This is a genomic window from Methylobacterium crusticola (assembly GCF_003574465.1).
GTDB lineage: Bacteria > Pseudomonadota > Alphaproteobacteria > Rhizobiales > Beijerinckiaceae > Methylobacterium > Methylobacterium crusticola.
This window is the reverse complement of record NZ_QOWC01000037.1, coordinates 1-15,623: the sequence shown is the minus strand read 5'-3', so window position 1 is coordinate 15,623 and position 15,623 is coordinate 1. Positions and strand designations below refer to the sequence as shown.

The following is a 15,623-nucleotide window of genomic DNA, read 5'->3' as shown; positions in this document are numbered from 1 at the left end:
GCGGGCGCTTCGTCGGAGCCTGCCCTAGGTCGGCAGCACCAGCGACAGCGCTGGCGCCTCCGCCCGCTTCGCCGGGCCCTCGAGCCAGTTGAAGCGGCTGGTGCTGAGCAGGATGAAGTGGATCAGCAGGGCCAGGACGAACAGGAAGGTGAACAGCGCCACCAGGGTGCGACGGGGATCGAAGAGTAGCCAGACCTTGTGCATGACGGGCGATCCTTCCTCAGGAGATGAACGGCAGGATGCCGTGGGCCGCGACCTTCACGCTCTCCTCGAGCGCCGAGTAGCCGTTGGGCCCCGGCAGCCAGGGCCGCCACAGCCAGACCAGGAAGTGCGCGACCACCGCGACGGCCGTGAAGATGATGAAGCTCGTGACGAAGATGCCGTGGAATTCCTTGGCCTCCGCCTCGGTGAGCCCCGAGAGGGTGCTGGGTTTGTCGATACCGTTGGCCATGACGAGAACCTCCGCGTGCTTGGCCGCGGGCGGGTTGAGCCCCGCGGCGGGTGTCGCCCTGCCGCCTCCCGAGGCCACGGGGTGCGGCAGGGTGGGTTCTCCGACGCCTCGCGGCGGCGGAAAGGTGCCGTGCCTCAGCCCATGAAGGCGAACGGGATGGCCGAGAGGGCCATGGCCCGCGCCTCGCCGAACACGGAGCGCCGCGGCGCGGTGCCGTGCTCGCGCGCGGGCAGCACGCGTTGCAGCACGGCCGCGATCAGGAAGACCGGATAGGTTGCCGCCAGGATGACCCGGAACTGGACCTGCTCCTGCTGGGAGCGCGACCCCGTGACGAAGGAACGGTGCATGGCGTCGGAACTCCTCCTCGCGCCGGCGGCCGGACGCGGCTGGACAGTCGGGCGGAGGGCGCCGGCGGCGCCCTCCGGGTGGGCGAGGGCGGCGCTCACGCGGCCGCCATGAGCGTGCCGTGGGCGCGCTCGACGAAGGCTTCGGTGACGGTCTCGGCCCCGGCGCGCCGGGCCTCGCGCTCGGCGGCGTCGCGCAGCCGCTTGGCCAGGGAGATCCGCACCAGGACCGGGCTCTCCTCGACCCGGGCGTCGAGCCGCGCGCGGGCGGCCTCCTCCCAGGGCAGCTCCCGGTGGGTCCGGGCGGGCGTGGCCTCGACGGCGTCCATGTCGCGGGCGAGCGGCAGGATGTGGAACAGCGCGTCGAAGAGCGCGTTGCAGACCTCCTGGACCAGGTAGGTCGCGCCCGCGTAGCCCATGAAGGGCGTGCCGGTGTGGCGCCGGATCACCGCGCCCGGGAACGAGGCCGGGACGTAGACCGCCCGCCCGCCGGCCTCCGCGAGGTACATGCGCTCGTTGTAGGAGCCGAACAGCACGAGCGGCGGCGTCTCGCGGATCGCCCGGCGCACCGCGGCGTTGTCGGGCTTCTGCCCCGCCGTGCGGGCGAAGCTGAACCGGCAGGGCAGCCCCATCTCGTCCTCGAGGAAGTGGCGCACGCCCCGGGCGTAGGTCTCGGTCGCCACGATGCCGAAGCTCGCCGAGCCGAAGAAGTCCTGCGTCACCGAGCGCCACAGGTCCCAGAGGGGCTTGAGGGTCGTGTGCTTCTCGCGCGCGATGAACGGCTCGGGATCGAGGCCGAGGATCCCGCCGAGCGCCCGCAGGAACCGGGTGGTGCTGTGGATGCCGATCGGCGCCTGCAGGTAGGGCCGGTCGAGGGACTCGCAGAGGAGCCGCCCGAACTCGCGGTAGAGGCAGATGTTGGCCTCGGCCTCGACGAGGCGGGGCACGTCGGCGAGGTGGGAGCCGAGCGGGAACACGAGGTTGACCTCGGCCCCGATGCCCTCGACGAGGCGCCGGATCTCGGCGAGGTCGGAGGGCATGTTGAAGGTGCCGTAGGCCGGGCCGATGAGGTTGACCCGGGGCTTCTCGCCGGCCTTGCGCTCGGGCGGCTTCGGGATCACGCCCTTGCGGGCGGCCTTCTTCAGCCCGTGCTCGTTCCAGAGCCAGGTCATGGCCCGGTCGGCGGCCTGCCACTGGTCCTCGTCGATGGTGCGCGGCAGGAAGCGCTGGAGGCCGGTCCCCTCCGGCGTCACGCCGCCGCCGATCATCTCGGCGATCGAGCCGGTGACGACGACGCTCGGCTCGGCCGGGTCGAGGGTGGCGTGGGCGCGCTTCATCGCGCCCTCGGTGCCGTGGCGGCCGAGTTCCTCCTCGGCGAGCCCCGTCACCACGATCGGCAGCTCGTGGGGCGGCAGCGCGTCGGTGTAGTGCAGCACCGAGGTGACCGGCAGGTTCTCGCAGCCGACCGGGCCGTCGATGACGACCTGGAGGCCCTTGATCGCCGTGAAGACGTAGACGGCGCCCCAGTAGCCGCCGGCGCGGTCGTGATCGAGGACGAGCATCAGGCCATCTCCCCGATCGGCTTCTGGGCGGCCTTGCGGGGGACGGGCGCGCGCCTGACCGGCACGTCCTCCCAGATCCCGGCGGCGTGGCCGGTGCCGACGCCCTCGAAGAAGCCCCGCATCGCCTCGAAGCGGGCCTGGTTGCCGAGCGCGGCGTTCACCACCTGGGCGAGCGAGCCGGCCCCGGCGACGCCCATCAGCGGGCGGGCCGAGATCAGGTTGGTGAAGTAGAGGGCCGGGATCGCCATCTCCTTGGCCTTCTGCACCACCGGCGTCGTGCCGATGGCGAGGTCCGGCCGGATGGCCTGCAGCGCCGCCAGATCGTGCTCCAGGGAGGCGCGGAAGCGCACCGTGACGCCGCGGGCCTCGAGCCATTCCCGGTCGGGATCCGACCAGCGCGTGCGCGGGCAGGCGGTGCCGACGTAGGGAACCTCGGCCCCGCTCTCGATCAGCAGGCGCGCCACCAGGAGCTCGGAGCCCTCGTAGCCCGAGAGCGTGATCCGGCCCCGGATCGGCCTCTCGGCGAGCGCGGCGCGGATCGGGGGCAGCAGCCGGTTCTTGGCCGCCTCGACGGTGGCCCGGGGCACGCCGCAGGCGTCGCCGACCGCGTCGAGCCAGGCCGCGGTGCCGTCGTGGCCGACGGGCGCCGAGCCGATCACCGGCCGGCCCGCCGCCTCGAACTCGCGGATCGCCGCGGTGTAGAACGGGTGCACGGCGGCGACGGCCGCGCCGTCGAGGGCGGCGTAGAGCTCGCGCCACTCGCGGGTCGGCACGACGGGGCCGGCGGCGAGGCCGAGCGGCTCCAGCATCGCGCCGATCTGGACCGGATCGGCCGGGAACATCTCGCCGAGGAGCGTCAGGCTCGGGCGCCCGTCGCGGCCCCCGCGAGGCGCCTGGACCGGGCCCCGCTCGGCCTCCTGGCGGGCGACCCGGAGCATCGCGCCGGCGAGCACGTCCTTGGCCTCGGCGTGGGTCGGCACCCCGAAGCCCGGCACGTCGATGCCGATGATGCGGACCCCGTCGATCTCCCGCGGCAGCAGCCGCAGGGGGACGCCGGAGGCGGTCGGCACGCACAGGTTGATGATCACGACCGCGTCGTAGAGGGCCGGGTCGGCGGTCGTGCGGACCGCCTCGCGGATGTCCTCGAACAGCTTGCCGGTGACCAGCGTCTCGGAGTTGAACGGCACGTAGCCGACCGTGCGGCGCGCGCCGTAGAAGTGCGACGTGAAGGTGAGGCCGTAGACGCAGCAGGCGCTCCCCGAGAGGATCGTGGCGGTGCGCCGCATGCGCAGGCCGACCCGGAGCGAGCCGAAGGCCGGGCACATGCTCTGGGGCTGGTCGTGGGGCCCGGCCGGGTAGTCCCGGGCGTAGGTCTCCAGGGTCTCGCTCAGGCCCGCCGCGCGGGCGGCGGCGCGCATGGTGTCGGCGCCGGCGTGGCAGCCGAGGCCGTCGGCCTGCGCGGCCGCGAGGTTCACGGCCTCCGGGGCCGGGATCCCGGCCGCCGGGGGCGGCGATACGGCCGCCGGGGGCGGCGATACGGCCGCCGGGGGCGGAGACCCGGCCGCCGGGGGCGGAGTTGCGGCCGCCGGCGGAGATCCGGCCGCCGGGAGCGGGATCCCGGCCGCCGGGGCGGACTTCCGGGCGCGCAGCGCGCCGATGTCGAGGGAGACGCCCATCGGGATCAGGCCGCGTCGTAGACGACTTCGAGGGACGGCCTGTCGACGATCGCGGCGCCGCACATGTCCGCGTGCGTGGCCGGCTCGAGCACCACGCCGCGCCCCACCGCCTCGCCCTTGAACAGCCCGAGCAGCCCGTCCTGGCTGAGCGGCCGGGGCTGGTGCGGGGCCGCCGTCGCGACGTTCTCGCCCAGCATGGCGAAGAGCGAGCCCCAGCGCCCGTCGGGGCGGCCGATGATCTCGTAGTTCGCGCTCTTGCGGCGGATGTCCTCGTCGGCCGGGATCGAGGCGAGGACCGGGATGCCCACGGCCTGCGCGAAGGCCTGCGCCTCGCCGGTGCCGTCGTCCTTGTTGATCACGAGGCCGCCGACCCCGACGTTGCCGCCGAGCTTGCGGAAGTACTCCACCGCCGAGCAGACGTTGTTGGCGACGTAGAGCGACTGCAGGTCGTTCGACCCGACCACGATCACCTTCTGGCACATGTCCCGGGCGATCGGCAGGCCGAAGCCGCCGCAGACCACGTCGCCGAGGAAGTCGAGCAGGACGTAGTCGAAGCCCCACTCGTGGAAGCCGAGCTTCTCGAGCAGCTCGAAGCCGTGGATGATGCCGCGCCCGCCGCAGCCGCGCCCGACCTCCGGCCCTCCGAGCTCCATGGCGAACACGCCGTCGCGCTTGAAGCAGACGTCGCCGATGGCGACCTGCTCGCCCGCGAGCTTCTTGCGGGTCGAGGTCTCGATGATGGTCGGGCAGGCGCGCCCCCCGAACAGGAGCGAGGTGGTGTCGCTCTTCGGGTCGCAGCCGATCAGCAGCACCTTCCGGCCCTGCTGGGCCAGCATGTAGGACAGGTTGGCGAGGGTGAAGCTCTTGCCGATGCCGCCCTTGCCGTAGATGGCGATGATCTGCGTCTCGCGCCGGGCCTGCGTCGCGACGGGGTCGGGCCCGATGGCCGCCTCCGCCCGCAGGAGGGCGGCCTGGGGTCCGGGTTGGCGGAGGGCGGCTCCGTTCAGCGCGAGCGTCATGGGCGGGCACTCCAATCGAGGATCATCTTGAGGCAGGCCGGATCGCGGAAGGCCGTGCGGTAGGCCTCCGGCGCGGTCCCGGCGGGGGCGCGGTGGGTGATCAGGCCGTCGAGGGCGAGGCGCCCGCTCTGCGCCAGCGCCGCCACGGCGGCGAGGTCCTCGGGCCGCCACTGGGCGGCGACGCGGATGCGCGCCTCGCGCAGGAAGGCGGGCGGGAACGCGAAGGACAGGGGCGCCTCGTAGAAGCCCGCGAGCACGACCTCGCCGCCCGGCGCCAGGCGGGCGATCAGCCCGTCGAGGAGGCCGGCATCGCCGCTCGCATCGGTGATGCGGGCGTAGCGGCGCTGCGGGTCGGAATCCGGGTCGATCACCGGGTAGCCGTGGTCGCCGGCGATCCGGGCGGCCTCGCGCTCCCACACCACCGGCTCGCCCCCGGCGAGGCGGGTCAGGCGGGCGAGGAGGCGGCCGAGGACGCCGTGGCCGACGATGAGGCTCGGCCCGGCGTCGAGGGCGCCGAGGGCGTGGTGGGCGGTCGCCGCGAGGGCCAGCAGGACCGCCTCCGCGCCGAGCCGCGGCGCGACCGGCACCAGCCGGGCCCCGTCGACCACGAGGTGCGAGGCGGCGCCGCCGAACAGGCCGCGGACGGGGCCGAAGCAGCGGGCGCCCGGCACGAACACGGTCTCGCCGACCCGGCGGCCCGAGGCGGCGCCCGCCTCGACCACCCGGCCGACCGATTCGTAGCCCGGGACCAGCGGGTAGCCCATCCCGGGAAAGTCCGGCATCCGGCCCGACCAGAGCAACCGCTCGGTCCCGGTGCTGATGCCGCTCCAGGCCACCTCCACGACGGCGTCGCCGGCGCCGGGGGCGTCGAGGGCCAGGCGGTCGAGCCCCAGCTGCTCCGGTCGGTCGAGGACGACGGCGAGCGCGTGCATGGCCTTGCTGTCCCTCCAACCGGTGCGGGGCCGTCGTCTGGTGCGGCGGTGATGTCATCCTAGATGGGCAGGGTTGTGCGTCAAGTCTACTTTACACTTTTAGCAGGATCGCCGGGCCGTCAGCAGCCGGACGAGGAGCGGGCGGCGGGTCGCCACCTCGCGCACGTCCCGGAAGCCGGCCTCGGCCAGCATGCCGGCCAGGACCCGGGCCGTGCGCGGCCGGCCGCTGCCCATGGCGAGGAGGTAGAAGCCGAAATAGGCGTCGCCGACCGGCTCGGCCCCGGGCGTGCCGGCCATCGGCTCGGCGAGGAGCAGCCTCCCGCCGGGGGCGAGCGCCGCGTGCGCGGCGCGCATCAGGGCGAGAGCCGGGCCGTCGTCGTGGTCGTGCACGACCCGGACCAGGCAGGCGGCGTCCGCGCCCCCCGGCAGGCCGTCGTGGAAGCTGCCGCCGAGGGCCTGCGCCCGCGCGCCGAGTCCCTCGGCGGCGAAGCGGGCCGAGGCCCGGGCGGCGACGGCCGGGAGGTCGAAGAGGGTCAGGCGCAGGGCGGGATGGCGCCGCAGGGCCGCCACCGCGAACGCCCCCTCGCCGCCGCCGATGTCGAGGAGGCGGGCGTGGCGGGCGAGCGGGCAGGCGTCGAGGATGTCCTCGGCCACCAGGGCCTGCGAGGCCGCCATCAGGCCGCCGTAGGGCGCGACCTCGCCGTCGCGCAGGTCCCGCGGGTCGCCGGCCCCGGCGTAGCCCCAGTAGCCCGCGAGCCGCGTCGGCCCCGCCTCGCCGCGCAGCAGCGCCACGGGGTCGCGCAGGTCGTCGTACAGCATGGCGTGGTGGGCGATCATCGCGCTCACCGAGGGGTTGCCGAGGAGCGCGGCGCCGAGGTCGGCGAGGGCGTAGCGCCCGTCGGGCAGGGCCGCGACGAGGCGGAGCGCGGCGGCGGCGCGCAGCAGGCGCTCCGCCCGCTCGGGCGGCAGGGCGAGGCGCTGCGCCAGGGCGCCGAGGCCCATCGGCCCCCCGCGCAGGAGGCCGAACAGGTCGAGCTGCACGCAGGCGAGCAGCACCTGCGCGTAGACGAAGCCGGCGCAGAGGTCGAACAGGGCCCGGGTGTTGCGCCGGGCGATGCCGCGGGTCGGCGGGAACGAGGCGGCCCAGCGCTGGAAGGCGGGACTCGCGACCAGCCGGTGGCGGAGCGCCAGCCAGCGCTCGCGCCAGGACGGCGCCGCGCCGTCCCCGGGGCCGGCCGCGCGGGCGGGTTCGGCCGGGCCGAGGGCGCCCGCCCCCGGTCCCGCCCCGGCGTCCCGTGCACGCCCCGGCACGTCGCGGGACCGGACGCTCAGGCGGCGAGCCCGGCCGTCAGGCGGGCGGGCAGGAACAGCCTCGTCTGGGCCAGGACCTCGGCCTTGAGCGTCTCGGCCCCGGGGCAGGGCGGGATCACCTCGATGGCCTCGTGGGCGAGGTGCTCGAGCCGCCGCAGGGCGCCCTCCATGCCGAGGAGCGCCGCGGCGTTGGGGCGCCCGAGGGTGGCGTCGCGCCCGACGGGCTTGCCGACCTCCTCCTGCCGGCAGGCGACGTCCCGCAGGTCGTCGGCGACCTGGTAGGCCTCGCCCAGGCACTCGCCGAGCAGGCGCCACGGCAGCGGCTCGACCCCGGCGGCGGCGGCCCCCGCCACGGTGGCGGCGGCGAACAGCGCCCCGGTCTTGGCCTGCTGGTACTGGGAGAGCCCGACGCACGGCTCCGATTCCCAGGCCTGGCCGGCGGCGATGCCGGCGGGCGACCCCACCGCCCGGGCGACGAGCCCGACGAGGGCGGCGAGGCGGCCCGAGGAGCGCGCCGCGCCCCGCGCCAGGGTCTCGAAGGCGAGCACGATCAGGGCGTCGCCGGTGAGGAGCGCCACCGGCTCGCCGTAGGCGACGTGGACGGAGGGCTTCTGGCGCCGCACCGCCGCGTCGTCGAAGCAGGGCAGGTCGTCGTGGACGAGCGAGGCGCAGTGCAGCAGCTCGATGGCGGCCGCGGCCGCGTCGGAGGCGCGCGGGTCGTCGTCGCCGCAGGCGCGGGCGACCGCGAGGCAGAGGCGCGGGCGGATGCGGTGGCCGCCCGGGAAGACCGCGTAGCGGATCGCCTCGGCGAGGCGCGGGGGCGCCCCCGGCGCCTCGGCGTAGGCCACCGCGTTGTCGAGCGCACGCTCGATCCGTCTGCCGTCGTCCATGGTCTGCCTCCCACGAAACTGTCAGTTTGATTGGTCACCCCGACTGTCTATGATACTTGACACCGATGGTGCCGGAGATCAACGGCGAAGGAGCGGGGCGCGTGGGGCTCGAGCGGGTGGTGGTGATCGGCGCCGGCATCGGCGGGCTCGCGGCGGCGCTGAGCCTGGCGCAGGCGGGGCTCGCCGTGACGGTGGTGGAGCGCGCGGCCGCGCCCGGCGGCAAGATGCGGGCGCTGCCGGTCGGCGGCCTCGCGGTCGATGCGGGGCCGACGGTCTTCACCATGCGGTGGGTGTTCGAGGAGCTGTTCCGCGAGGCCGGGGCGGACCTCGCCGCGCGGGTTCCCCTGCGGCGGGCCGCGATCCTGGCCCGCCATGCCTGGGGGGCGGGCGAGCGCCTCGACCTCTTCGCCGATCCGGCGCGCTCGGAGGCGGCGATCGCGGCCTTCGCGGGCCCGGGCGAGGCGGACGGGTTCCGGCGCTTCCGCGCCCGGGCGGCGGAGATCTACCGCACCCTGGAGGGGCCGTTCATCCGCGGCACGCGGCCGAGCCCGGTCGGGCTCGCCCGGCGGGTCGGCCTGTCGGGCCTCGGCGACCTCTGGCGCATCCAGCCCTTCGAGACCCTGTGGGGGGCGCTCGGGGCGTACTTCCACGACCCCCGCCTGCGCCAGCTCTTCGCCCGCTACGCCACCTATTGCGGCTCGTCGCCGTTCCGGGCGCCCGCCACCCTGATGCTCGTCGCCCACGTCGAGCAGGAGGGGGTCTGGACCCTCGCGGGCGGCCTGTCGGGCCTGGCGCGGGCGATGGCCGACCTCGCGGCCGAGCGCGGCGCGACGTTCCGGTACGGGACCGAGGCGACCGGGCTCGCGGTGGCGCACGGCCGGGTCGCGGGGCTCGACCTCGCCGGGGGCGAGCGCCTGCCGGCCGACCACGTCGTGCTCAACGCCGACGCGGCCGCCCTCGCGGGCGGCCTGTTCGGCGCGCCCGCCGCCCGGGCGATCGACCCCGTGCCGGCGGCCGAGCGCTCGCTCTCGGCCGTGACGGTGGCGCTGGCGGCCGAGCCGGACGGCTTCCCGCTCGTGCGCCACAACGTGTTCTTCTCGGCCGACAGCGCGCGCGAGTTCGCCGACCTCGACCGGCACCGGCGCATCCCGGCCGACCCCACGGTCTACGTCTGCGCGCAGGGCCGGGACGACGCCGGGACCGGCCCCGGCGGCCCCGAGCCCCTGCTCTGCCTCGTCAACGCCCCCGCCACCGACGCCCCGGCCGACCCGGAGGAGACCGCGCGATGCCACGCCACCCTGACCCGGCGCCTCGCCGCGAGCGGCCTGACCCTCAGGGAGGCGGCCCGCACCACCACGATTCCGCAGGATTTCGCCCGGCTGTTCCCGGCGACCGGGGGGGCGCTGTACGGCCGGGCCTCGCACGGCTGGATGGCCTCGTTCCGGCGGCCGGGGGCGCGCACGCGCCTGCCGGGGCTCTACCTCGCGGGGGGCAGCGTGCACCCGGGCCCGGGGGTGCCGATGGCGGCCCTGTCGGGACGGATCGCCGCCGCGAGCCTCCTGCAGGACCGCGCTTCGATGCGCCCGTCCCCCCGGGCGGCTACGCCTGGTGGTACGTCGACGGGGTGAGCGACGACGGCGCCCACGGCATCACGGTGATCGCGTTCCTGGGCAGCGTCTTCTCGCCCTACTACGCCCGCAGCCGCGACGGCGACCCGCTCAACCACTGCGCCGTCAACGTCGTGCTGTACGGCCGCCCCCAGCGCTGGGCGATGACCGAGCGCGGCCGCGGCGCCCTGGCGCGGGACGCCCGCACCCTGACGATCGGCCCGAGCGGCCTGTCCTGGGACGGCAGCGCGCTGACGATCCGCATCGACGAGGTCACGGCTCCCCTGCCCTCGCGCCTCTCGGGCACCGTGCGGGTGCGGCCCGAGGGCCTGACCCCCGGGCCCTTCGTGCTCGACGCCGAGGGGCAGCATCGCTGGTGGCCCCTCGCGCCCTCGTCGCGGATCGAGGTGGCGTTCACGCGCCCGGCCCTCGCCTGGCAGGGCCACGCCTACTTCGACACCAACGACGGCGACGTGGCGCTGGAGCGCTCCTTCACGCGCTGGACCTGGGCCCGCGCGCCCCTGAGCGACGGCGCGGCGATCCTGTACGACGTGGTGCGCCGCGACGGCAGCCGGCAGGACCTGTCGCTGCGCTTCGACGCCGCCGGCCGGCCGCGCGCCATCGACCCGCCAGTCCCCGCCGCCCTGCCGCCGACCCTCTGGCGCCTCCCCCGCGCCACCCGCAGCGACGACGGCGCCGCCCGGGTGCTGCGCCGCTTCGAGGACGCGCCGTTCTACTCCCGGTCCCTCCTCTCGGCCCGCCTCTGCGGCGAGGACGTCCGGCCGGTGCACGAGGCCCTCGACCTCGACCGCTTCAGCCACCCGCTGGTGCGCCTGATGCTGCCGTTCCGGATGCCGCGGGCGATGGGCCGGTGAGGGGACGGGGCCCGCCGCCGCCGCCACGGCGGCGGGCGCGGGGCGGCGCCGGTCAGCCCCAGTCGAACGCCCGGAGGACCGCCACCGCGCGCTCGCGCAGGAGGTCGCCGCGGACCTCGATCGGCGACCAGTCGCTCTGCCGGCCGACCCAGCCCGCCACGGCGGAGAGGTCGGCATCGAGGAGCGGCCGGTAGGCCGGCACGTCCGTGCCGCGCGCCGCGTAGACGACCCGCCGCAGGCGGAACTGCGTGAGGACGTACGAGCACATCAGGCAGGGCTCGCAGCTGGTGTAGACCGTGCACTCCGCGAGGCGCTCGCGGGTGCCGAGGCGGCGCCAGGCGTCGCGGAGCGCCACCATCTCCCCGTGCGCCGTGGGATCCCGGTCGGCGCGGACCCGGTTGTGGCCGGAGCCGACGACCTCCCCGGCCCCGTTCACCACCACGGCCCCGAACGGCGTCTGCCCCTCGGCCGCCCCCGCCTCGGCCTCGGCGAGCGCCATCGCCATGAAATGCTCGTCGCTGTCGTGGTTCATCCGCACCCCCGGGCCGCCGGATCGCATCGCGCGGCCGTCCGGCCGAGGCCCGGGCGCGGCCCGGGCGCCCGGCCGGAGCGCGCCCTCCCCCGCTTAGCACGGGGAAGCCCGGCGGCGCTCCTGCGCCGGGCGCCGCCGGGCCGCTTCACGGGCCGCGCCCGGCATGGGACAAGCCCGGATGCTCACCGTCGTGATCTACGCCGCCGCCGCCCTCGCCGAGATCGCGGGCTGCTTCGCGGTCTGGGCGGTCGCGCGCCTCGGCCACTCGCCCTGGTGGCTCGTGCCGGGCGCCCTCGCCCTCGCGCTGTTCGCCCTCCTGCTGACCCTCGCCGAGAGCGGGGCGGCCGGGCGCGCCTTCGCGGCCTACGGGGGCGTCTATATCGGCACCGCGCTGCTCTGGCTGTGGTGGGCCGAGGGGCAGCGGCCCGACCGCTGGGACACGGCCGGCGCGGTCCTGTGCCTCGCCGGGGCGGCCGTGATCGTGCTCGGGCCGCGGGGGTGAGGGCCGGCCTCGGCCGCCCGGTCCCGCGGCCGGCGGCGGGCGAGCGGCCTCGGGCGGGCGGCCGCGAGCGGGCGGCCGCGGGCGGCCCGCGAGGGCCCGGGACTTGCCTGTCGGGCCGCGCCGCCGCCATACCGGTCCCCGCAAGGCGCCAGGAGCCCACGCCGTCCCATGCTGCCAGCCGTCCTCGATCTCGCCGGCCTGAGGGCGCTCTACGCCTCCGGCCGGCTCACCCCGGTGGCCCTCGCGGCGGAGGTCGCCGCGCGCCTCGCGGCGGCGGATCCGGCGGCCTTCATCACGAAGGTCGCGCCGGAGGCCCTGCGGGCGGCGGCCGAGGCGCTGGCGGCGCGGGCCCCGGAGCCGAACTCGCTGCCGCTCTGGGGCGTGCCCTTCGCGGTCAAGGACAACATCGACGTGGCGGGCCTGCCCACCACGGCGGCCTGCCCGGCCTTCGCCTACACCCCGGAGGCCGACGCCGCCGTGGTGGCGCGGCTGCGGGCGGCGGGCGCCCTCGTGGTCGGCAAGACCAACCTCGACCAGTTCGCCACGGGGCTCAACGGCACGCGCTCGCCCTACGGCGCCCCCCGCAGCGTGTTCGATCCGGCCTACATCTCGGGCGGCTCCAGCTCGGGCTCGGCCGTCGCGGTGGCGGCGGGCGTCGCGGCCTTCGCGCTCGGCACCGACACGGCGGGCTCGGGCCGGGTCCCGGCGGCCTTCAACAACATCGTGGGGATCAAGCCGACGCCCGGCCTCCTCAGCACCACCGGGCTGGTGCCGGCCTGCCGCAGCCTCGACTGCATCTCGGTCTTCGCCCTCACGGTGGCGGACGGCCTGGCGGTCCGGCGCGTCGCGGAAGGGTTCGACCCCGCCGACCCCTACTCCCGGCGCGCCGTCCCGGCCGCGATCCCGGGCGCGCCCCGCGTCGGAATCCTCACGCCGCAGGAGCGCGAGTTCCACGGCGACGCCGAGACCGCCCGCCTCTACGACGCGGCGGTGGCGCGGGCGGGCGCGCTCGGCTGCGCCCTGGTGCCGTTCGACTACGCGCCGTTCCGCGAGGCCGCCGCCCTGCTCTACGAAGGGCCCTGGGTGGCCGAGCGCCTCGCCGCCATCGAGGCCTTCGCGACGGCGCACCCGGAGGCCCTCGACCCGGCGGTGCGCCGCATCGTGGAATCGGGCCGCGCGCCGACGGCGGCCGACGCCTTCCGGGGCCAGTACGCCCTCGCGGCCCTGCGCCGGCGCACCGAGGCGACCTGGGCCGCCGTCGACCTGCTGCTGCTGCCGAGCGCGCCCACCACCTACACGGTCGAGGCCATGCGGGCCGACCCGATCCGGCTCAACGGCCACCTCGGCCGCTACACCAACTTCGTCAACCTGCTGGACTGCGCGGCCGTCGCGGTGCCGGCCGGCTTCCGGGAGGACGGCCTGCCGGCCGGGGTCACGCTGGTGGGGCGGGCCTTCTCGGACGAGGCGCTGGCGCCGCTCGCCGACGCGCTCCACCGCGCCGCCGCGCCCGGCCTCGGGCGCGACCGCGCGGCGGCGCTCCCGGCCGGGAGCCGGGTGGCCGCGCCCGCGCCGGCACCGGCGCCCGCGCCGGCACCGGAGCGCCTCTCCCTGGTGGTGGTGGGCGCGCACCTGTCGGGGCTGCCGCTCAACCGGGAGCTCCTCGCCCTCGACGCGCGGCCGGAGGGCGCCGCCCGCACGACGGGCGAGTACCGGCTCTACGCCCTGCCCGGCACCGCGCCGCCGAAGCCCGGCCTCGTGCGCGAGCCCGGCTTCGCCGGGCCGGGCCTCGCCGTGGAGGTCTGGTCCCTCGACCCGGCGGCCTTCGGGCGCTTCGTGGCGGCGATCCCGGCGCCGCTCGGCATCGGCCGCATCGCCCTCGACGACGGGCGGGCGCTGCCGGGCTTCCTGTGCGAGGCCCACGCCGTGGCGGGTGCCGAGGAGGTGACCCGCTTCGGCGGCTGGCGCGCCGCCGTGGAGGCGCGCCGCGGCGCAAATCCGCCGGCCTGAGCCCTCGCCGGGATTCCCAACCGCGCGGCGCTCCGGCATGGTCGCCGCCATGGTTCCGGTCCGTCCCGCCGCTTGAGCACCCCGCCCCGCCCCCTGCGCAGCCACCAGCGCAGCCTCGCCGCGCTCGTCGGCGCCATCGCCCGGGGCGAGGCGGCCGGCATCGCCGACATCCTGGCCGCGGTGACGCCCGGGGGCGGCAAGTCGCTGCTGCCGGTGATCGCGGCGGCGCGCCTGATCGAGGCGGGCGTCGTGGCGCGGGTGGTCTGGGTGGTGCCCCGGGACTCGCTGCGCCTCCAGGCCGAGGAGGCCTTCGCGGATCCGGCCTGGCGCGCGGCCCTCGGGCACGGCCTGTCGGTGCGCGCCGCCGACAACGCGCCCGACCCGGCGCGGGGCCTCGCCGGCTACGTCACCACCTACCAGGCGGTCGCGGCGGCGCCCGCCCTGCACCTCGCCGAGATGCGCCGCCACCGCACCCTGCTCGTCGTGGACGAGGTGCACCACCTGCCGGCCCTGGCCGACGAGGAGCCGGGCAGCGAGGCGGCGGCCTGGAGCCGGGCCCTGCTGCCGCTCTTCCGGCAGGCCGCCCTGCGCCTCCTGCTCTCCGGCACCCTGGAGCGGGCCGACGGCCGGCCCATCCTGGGGCTGCCCTACCGCGAGGCGCCCGCCGGCCGCGAGGCGCTGCCGGACATCGAGGCGCCGGGCTGGGCCGTGATCGGCTACTCGCGCGCCCAGGCGCTCGCCGAGAAGGCGGTGCTGCCGGTGAATTTCGGGGCCCTCGACGGCGAGGCGAGCTGGCTCGAGGGCGGGCGGACGGCCGGGCAGGCGCGGGTCGGGCCCCACCGCCTCTCGGGGCCGGCGCCGAGCGCCACCACGCGGCCGGCCCTGTTCACGGCCCTGCGCACGGGCTTTGCCCGCGACCTCCTGCGCGAGGCGTTCTTCGCCACCCGGCGCCTGCGGGCGGCGCGGCGTCTCACCCGGGGCCTCAGCCCCGAGGCGCCGGCCCGCGGCCTCGGCAAGCTCCTGGTGGTGGCGCCCGACCAGGCGAGCGCCCAGGGCTACCACGCCATGCTGCAGGGCTGGATGCCGGCCGCGCAGGGCGCGCGCGACGTGCGCATCGCCACCTCGGCCGAGCCCGACGCCCACGCGGTCCTGGCCGCCTTCCGGCTCACGCCCGAGCCCGCCGTGCTGGTCACGGTGGCGATGGCCTACGAGGGGCTGGACGCGCCGGAGGTGGCCGTGGTGGCGGCCCTCACCCACATCCGCAGCCGGCCCTGGCTCGAGCAGATGGTCGCCCGGGCGACCCGGGTCGACCCGCACGCGGGCCCCTACGCCGACCAGCACGCCCTGGTGTTCCACCCCGACGACCCGCTCTTCGCCCGCTTCCGCGCGCGGATCGAGACCGAGCAGGCGACGGCGCCCCGCCGCCGCCCGCGCCCGGTCTCGGCCGCCACGCCCGAGCCGCGCCCCTGGCGCGAGGACGACGACGGCATCGTGCCGCTCGAGAGCAACGCGCTCGGCCTGCGCTACGCCCTGCTGCGGCCGGGCCCCGCCGTGGCGCTGGCGCGCCCGGAGCGCCTGGAACCCGACGCGGTGCCGCCCTCCCTCGCCGAGCGCCAGCTGCGGGCCCGCGTCGCCGCCATGGTGACCGCCCAGGCGGTCGAGGACGAGGCCGAGCTGCGCATGCCCCGGGGCAGCCCCCTGCCCCACCGCTACAACGCCGTGCTCAAGCGCCTCTTCGGCAACAAGGGCCGCGCCGCCATGACGGCGGCGGAGCTCGAGGCGGCCCTCGCCTGGCTCGAGCGCAACCGCCTCCAGGACCACCTGCACCTGCTCGACGGCGACGCGCGCTACGCCTGGACGCTGCGGCGCCGGCGCGTCGCCGCCGGGGCGGAGCGCCGGCCGGCCGGGGGCTGAC

Annotated in this window: 15 protein-coding genes; 5 read left to right on the top strand and 10 right to left on the bottom strand. The window is 76.9% G+C overall.

Translation table 11 applies throughout. From position 1 onward, the window contains the following. Positions 1-24: 24 nt before the first annotated feature. The 9 genes from pufA to DT057_RS16315 form a co-directional block, all read right to left on the bottom strand. Positions 25-204 (bottom strand): light-harvesting antenna LH1, alpha subunit, encoded by a 180-nt coding sequence (gene pufA / locus DT057_RS16355; RefSeq protein ID WP_128563170.1) that lies wholly within the window; start codon positions 202-204, stop codon positions 25-27. 16 nt (positions 205-220) lie between these two features. After that, the gene (gene pufB / locus DT057_RS16350) at positions 221-451 is read right to left on the bottom strand and encodes a light-harvesting antenna LH1, beta subunit (RefSeq protein ID WP_128563169.1); all 231 of its coding nucleotides are present in this window, start codon (positions 449-451) and stop codon (positions 221-223) included. A gap of 134 nt (positions 452-585) precedes the next feature. Continuing rightward, positions 586-798, bottom strand: a complete 213-nt coding sequence (locus DT057_RS16345; protein WP_128563168.1) for a hypothetical protein — start codon at positions 796-798, stop codon at positions 586-588. A 95-nt stretch (positions 799-893) separates the two neighbouring features. After that, positions 894-2,357 (bottom strand): chlorophyllide a reductase subunit Z, encoded by a 1,464-nt coding sequence (bchZ, locus tag DT057_RS16340; protein ID WP_128563167.1) that lies wholly within the window; start codon positions 2,355-2,357, stop codon positions 894-896. After that, on the bottom strand, positions 2,357-4,033 hold the full coding sequence (gene bchY, locus DT057_RS16335) for a chlorophyllide a reductase subunit Y (protein ID WP_407068119.1): 1,677 nt from the start codon (positions 4,031-4,033) through the stop codon (positions 2,357-2,359). Before bchY ends, bchZ begins: the two co-directional genes overlap by 1 nt. Positions 4,034-4,038: 5 nt before the next feature. Continuing rightward, on the bottom strand, positions 4,039-5,052 hold the full coding sequence (locus DT057_RS16330; RefSeq protein WP_128563166.1) for a chlorophyllide a reductase iron protein subunit X: 1,014 nt from the start codon (positions 5,050-5,052) through the stop codon (positions 4,039-4,041). Continuing rightward, positions 5,049-5,984: a chlorophyll synthesis pathway protein BchC gene (bchC, locus tag DT057_RS16325; RefSeq protein ID WP_128563165.1), complete on the bottom strand. Its 936-nt coding sequence runs from the start codon at positions 5,982-5,984 to the stop codon at positions 5,049-5,051. The genes DT057_RS16330 and bchC overlap by 4 nt, the downstream gene beginning before the upstream one ends. A gap of 99 nt (positions 5,985-6,083) precedes the next feature. Continuing rightward, positions 6,084-7,175 carry a methyltransferase gene (locus DT057_RS16320; protein WP_238313796.1) on the bottom strand — a complete coding sequence of 364 codons (1,092 nt, stop codon included), beginning with the start codon at positions 7,173-7,175 and terminating at the stop codon, positions 6,084-6,086. A gap of 137 nt (positions 7,176-7,312) precedes the next feature. Further along, positions 7,313-8,185: a polyprenyl synthetase family protein gene (locus DT057_RS16315; RefSeq protein ID WP_128563163.1), complete on the bottom strand. Its 873-nt coding sequence runs from the start codon at positions 8,183-8,185 to the stop codon at positions 7,313-7,315. Between the two features lie 65 nt (positions 8,186-8,250). Here DT057_RS16315 and crtD point away from each other — a divergent pair, with 65 nt between their 5' ends. Continuing rightward, positions 8,251-9,813, top strand: a complete 1,563-nt coding sequence (gene crtD / locus DT057_RS16310) for a 1-hydroxycarotenoid 3,4-desaturase CrtD (RefSeq protein WP_128563162.1) — start codon at positions 8,251-8,253, stop codon at positions 9,811-9,813. Beyond that, on the top strand, positions 9,810-10,667 hold the full coding sequence (locus DT057_RS16305; RefSeq protein WP_128563161.1) for a carotenoid 1,2-hydratase: 858 nt from the start codon (positions 9,810-9,812) through the stop codon (positions 10,665-10,667). The genes crtD and DT057_RS16305 overlap by 4 nt, the downstream gene beginning before the upstream one ends. Positions 10,668-10,719: 52 nt before the next feature. Here the strand turns inward: DT057_RS16305 and DT057_RS16300 are convergent, their stop codons facing one another. Continuing rightward, complete coding sequence (locus tag DT057_RS16300; protein ID WP_162501423.1) at positions 10,720-11,199, bottom strand: nucleoside deaminase; 480 nt, start codon at positions 11,197-11,199, stop codon at positions 10,720-10,722. 178 nt (positions 11,200-11,377) lie between these two features. Between DT057_RS16300 and DT057_RS16295 the strand changes: the two genes are divergently transcribed. The 3 genes from DT057_RS16295 to DT057_RS16285 all read left to right on the top strand — a co-directional run bounded on the left by DT057_RS16295 (position 11,378) and on the right by DT057_RS16285 (position 15,622). Next, positions 11,378-11,701, top strand: a complete 324-nt coding sequence (locus DT057_RS16295; protein WP_128563159.1) for a YnfA family protein — start codon at positions 11,378-11,380, stop codon at positions 11,699-11,701. 168 nt (positions 11,702-11,869) lie between these two features. After that, entirely contained in the window at positions 11,870-13,708 is a 1,839-nt protein-coding gene (gene atzF / locus DT057_RS16290; protein ID WP_128563158.1) for an allophanate hydrolase, read from the top strand. A 72-nt stretch (positions 13,709-13,780) separates the two neighbouring features. After that, positions 13,781-15,622: a DEAD/DEAH box helicase gene (locus tag DT057_RS16285; RefSeq protein WP_128563157.1), complete on the top strand. Its 1,842-nt coding sequence runs from the start codon at positions 13,781-13,783 to the stop codon at positions 15,620-15,622. Position 15,623 lies beyond the last annotated feature (1 nt).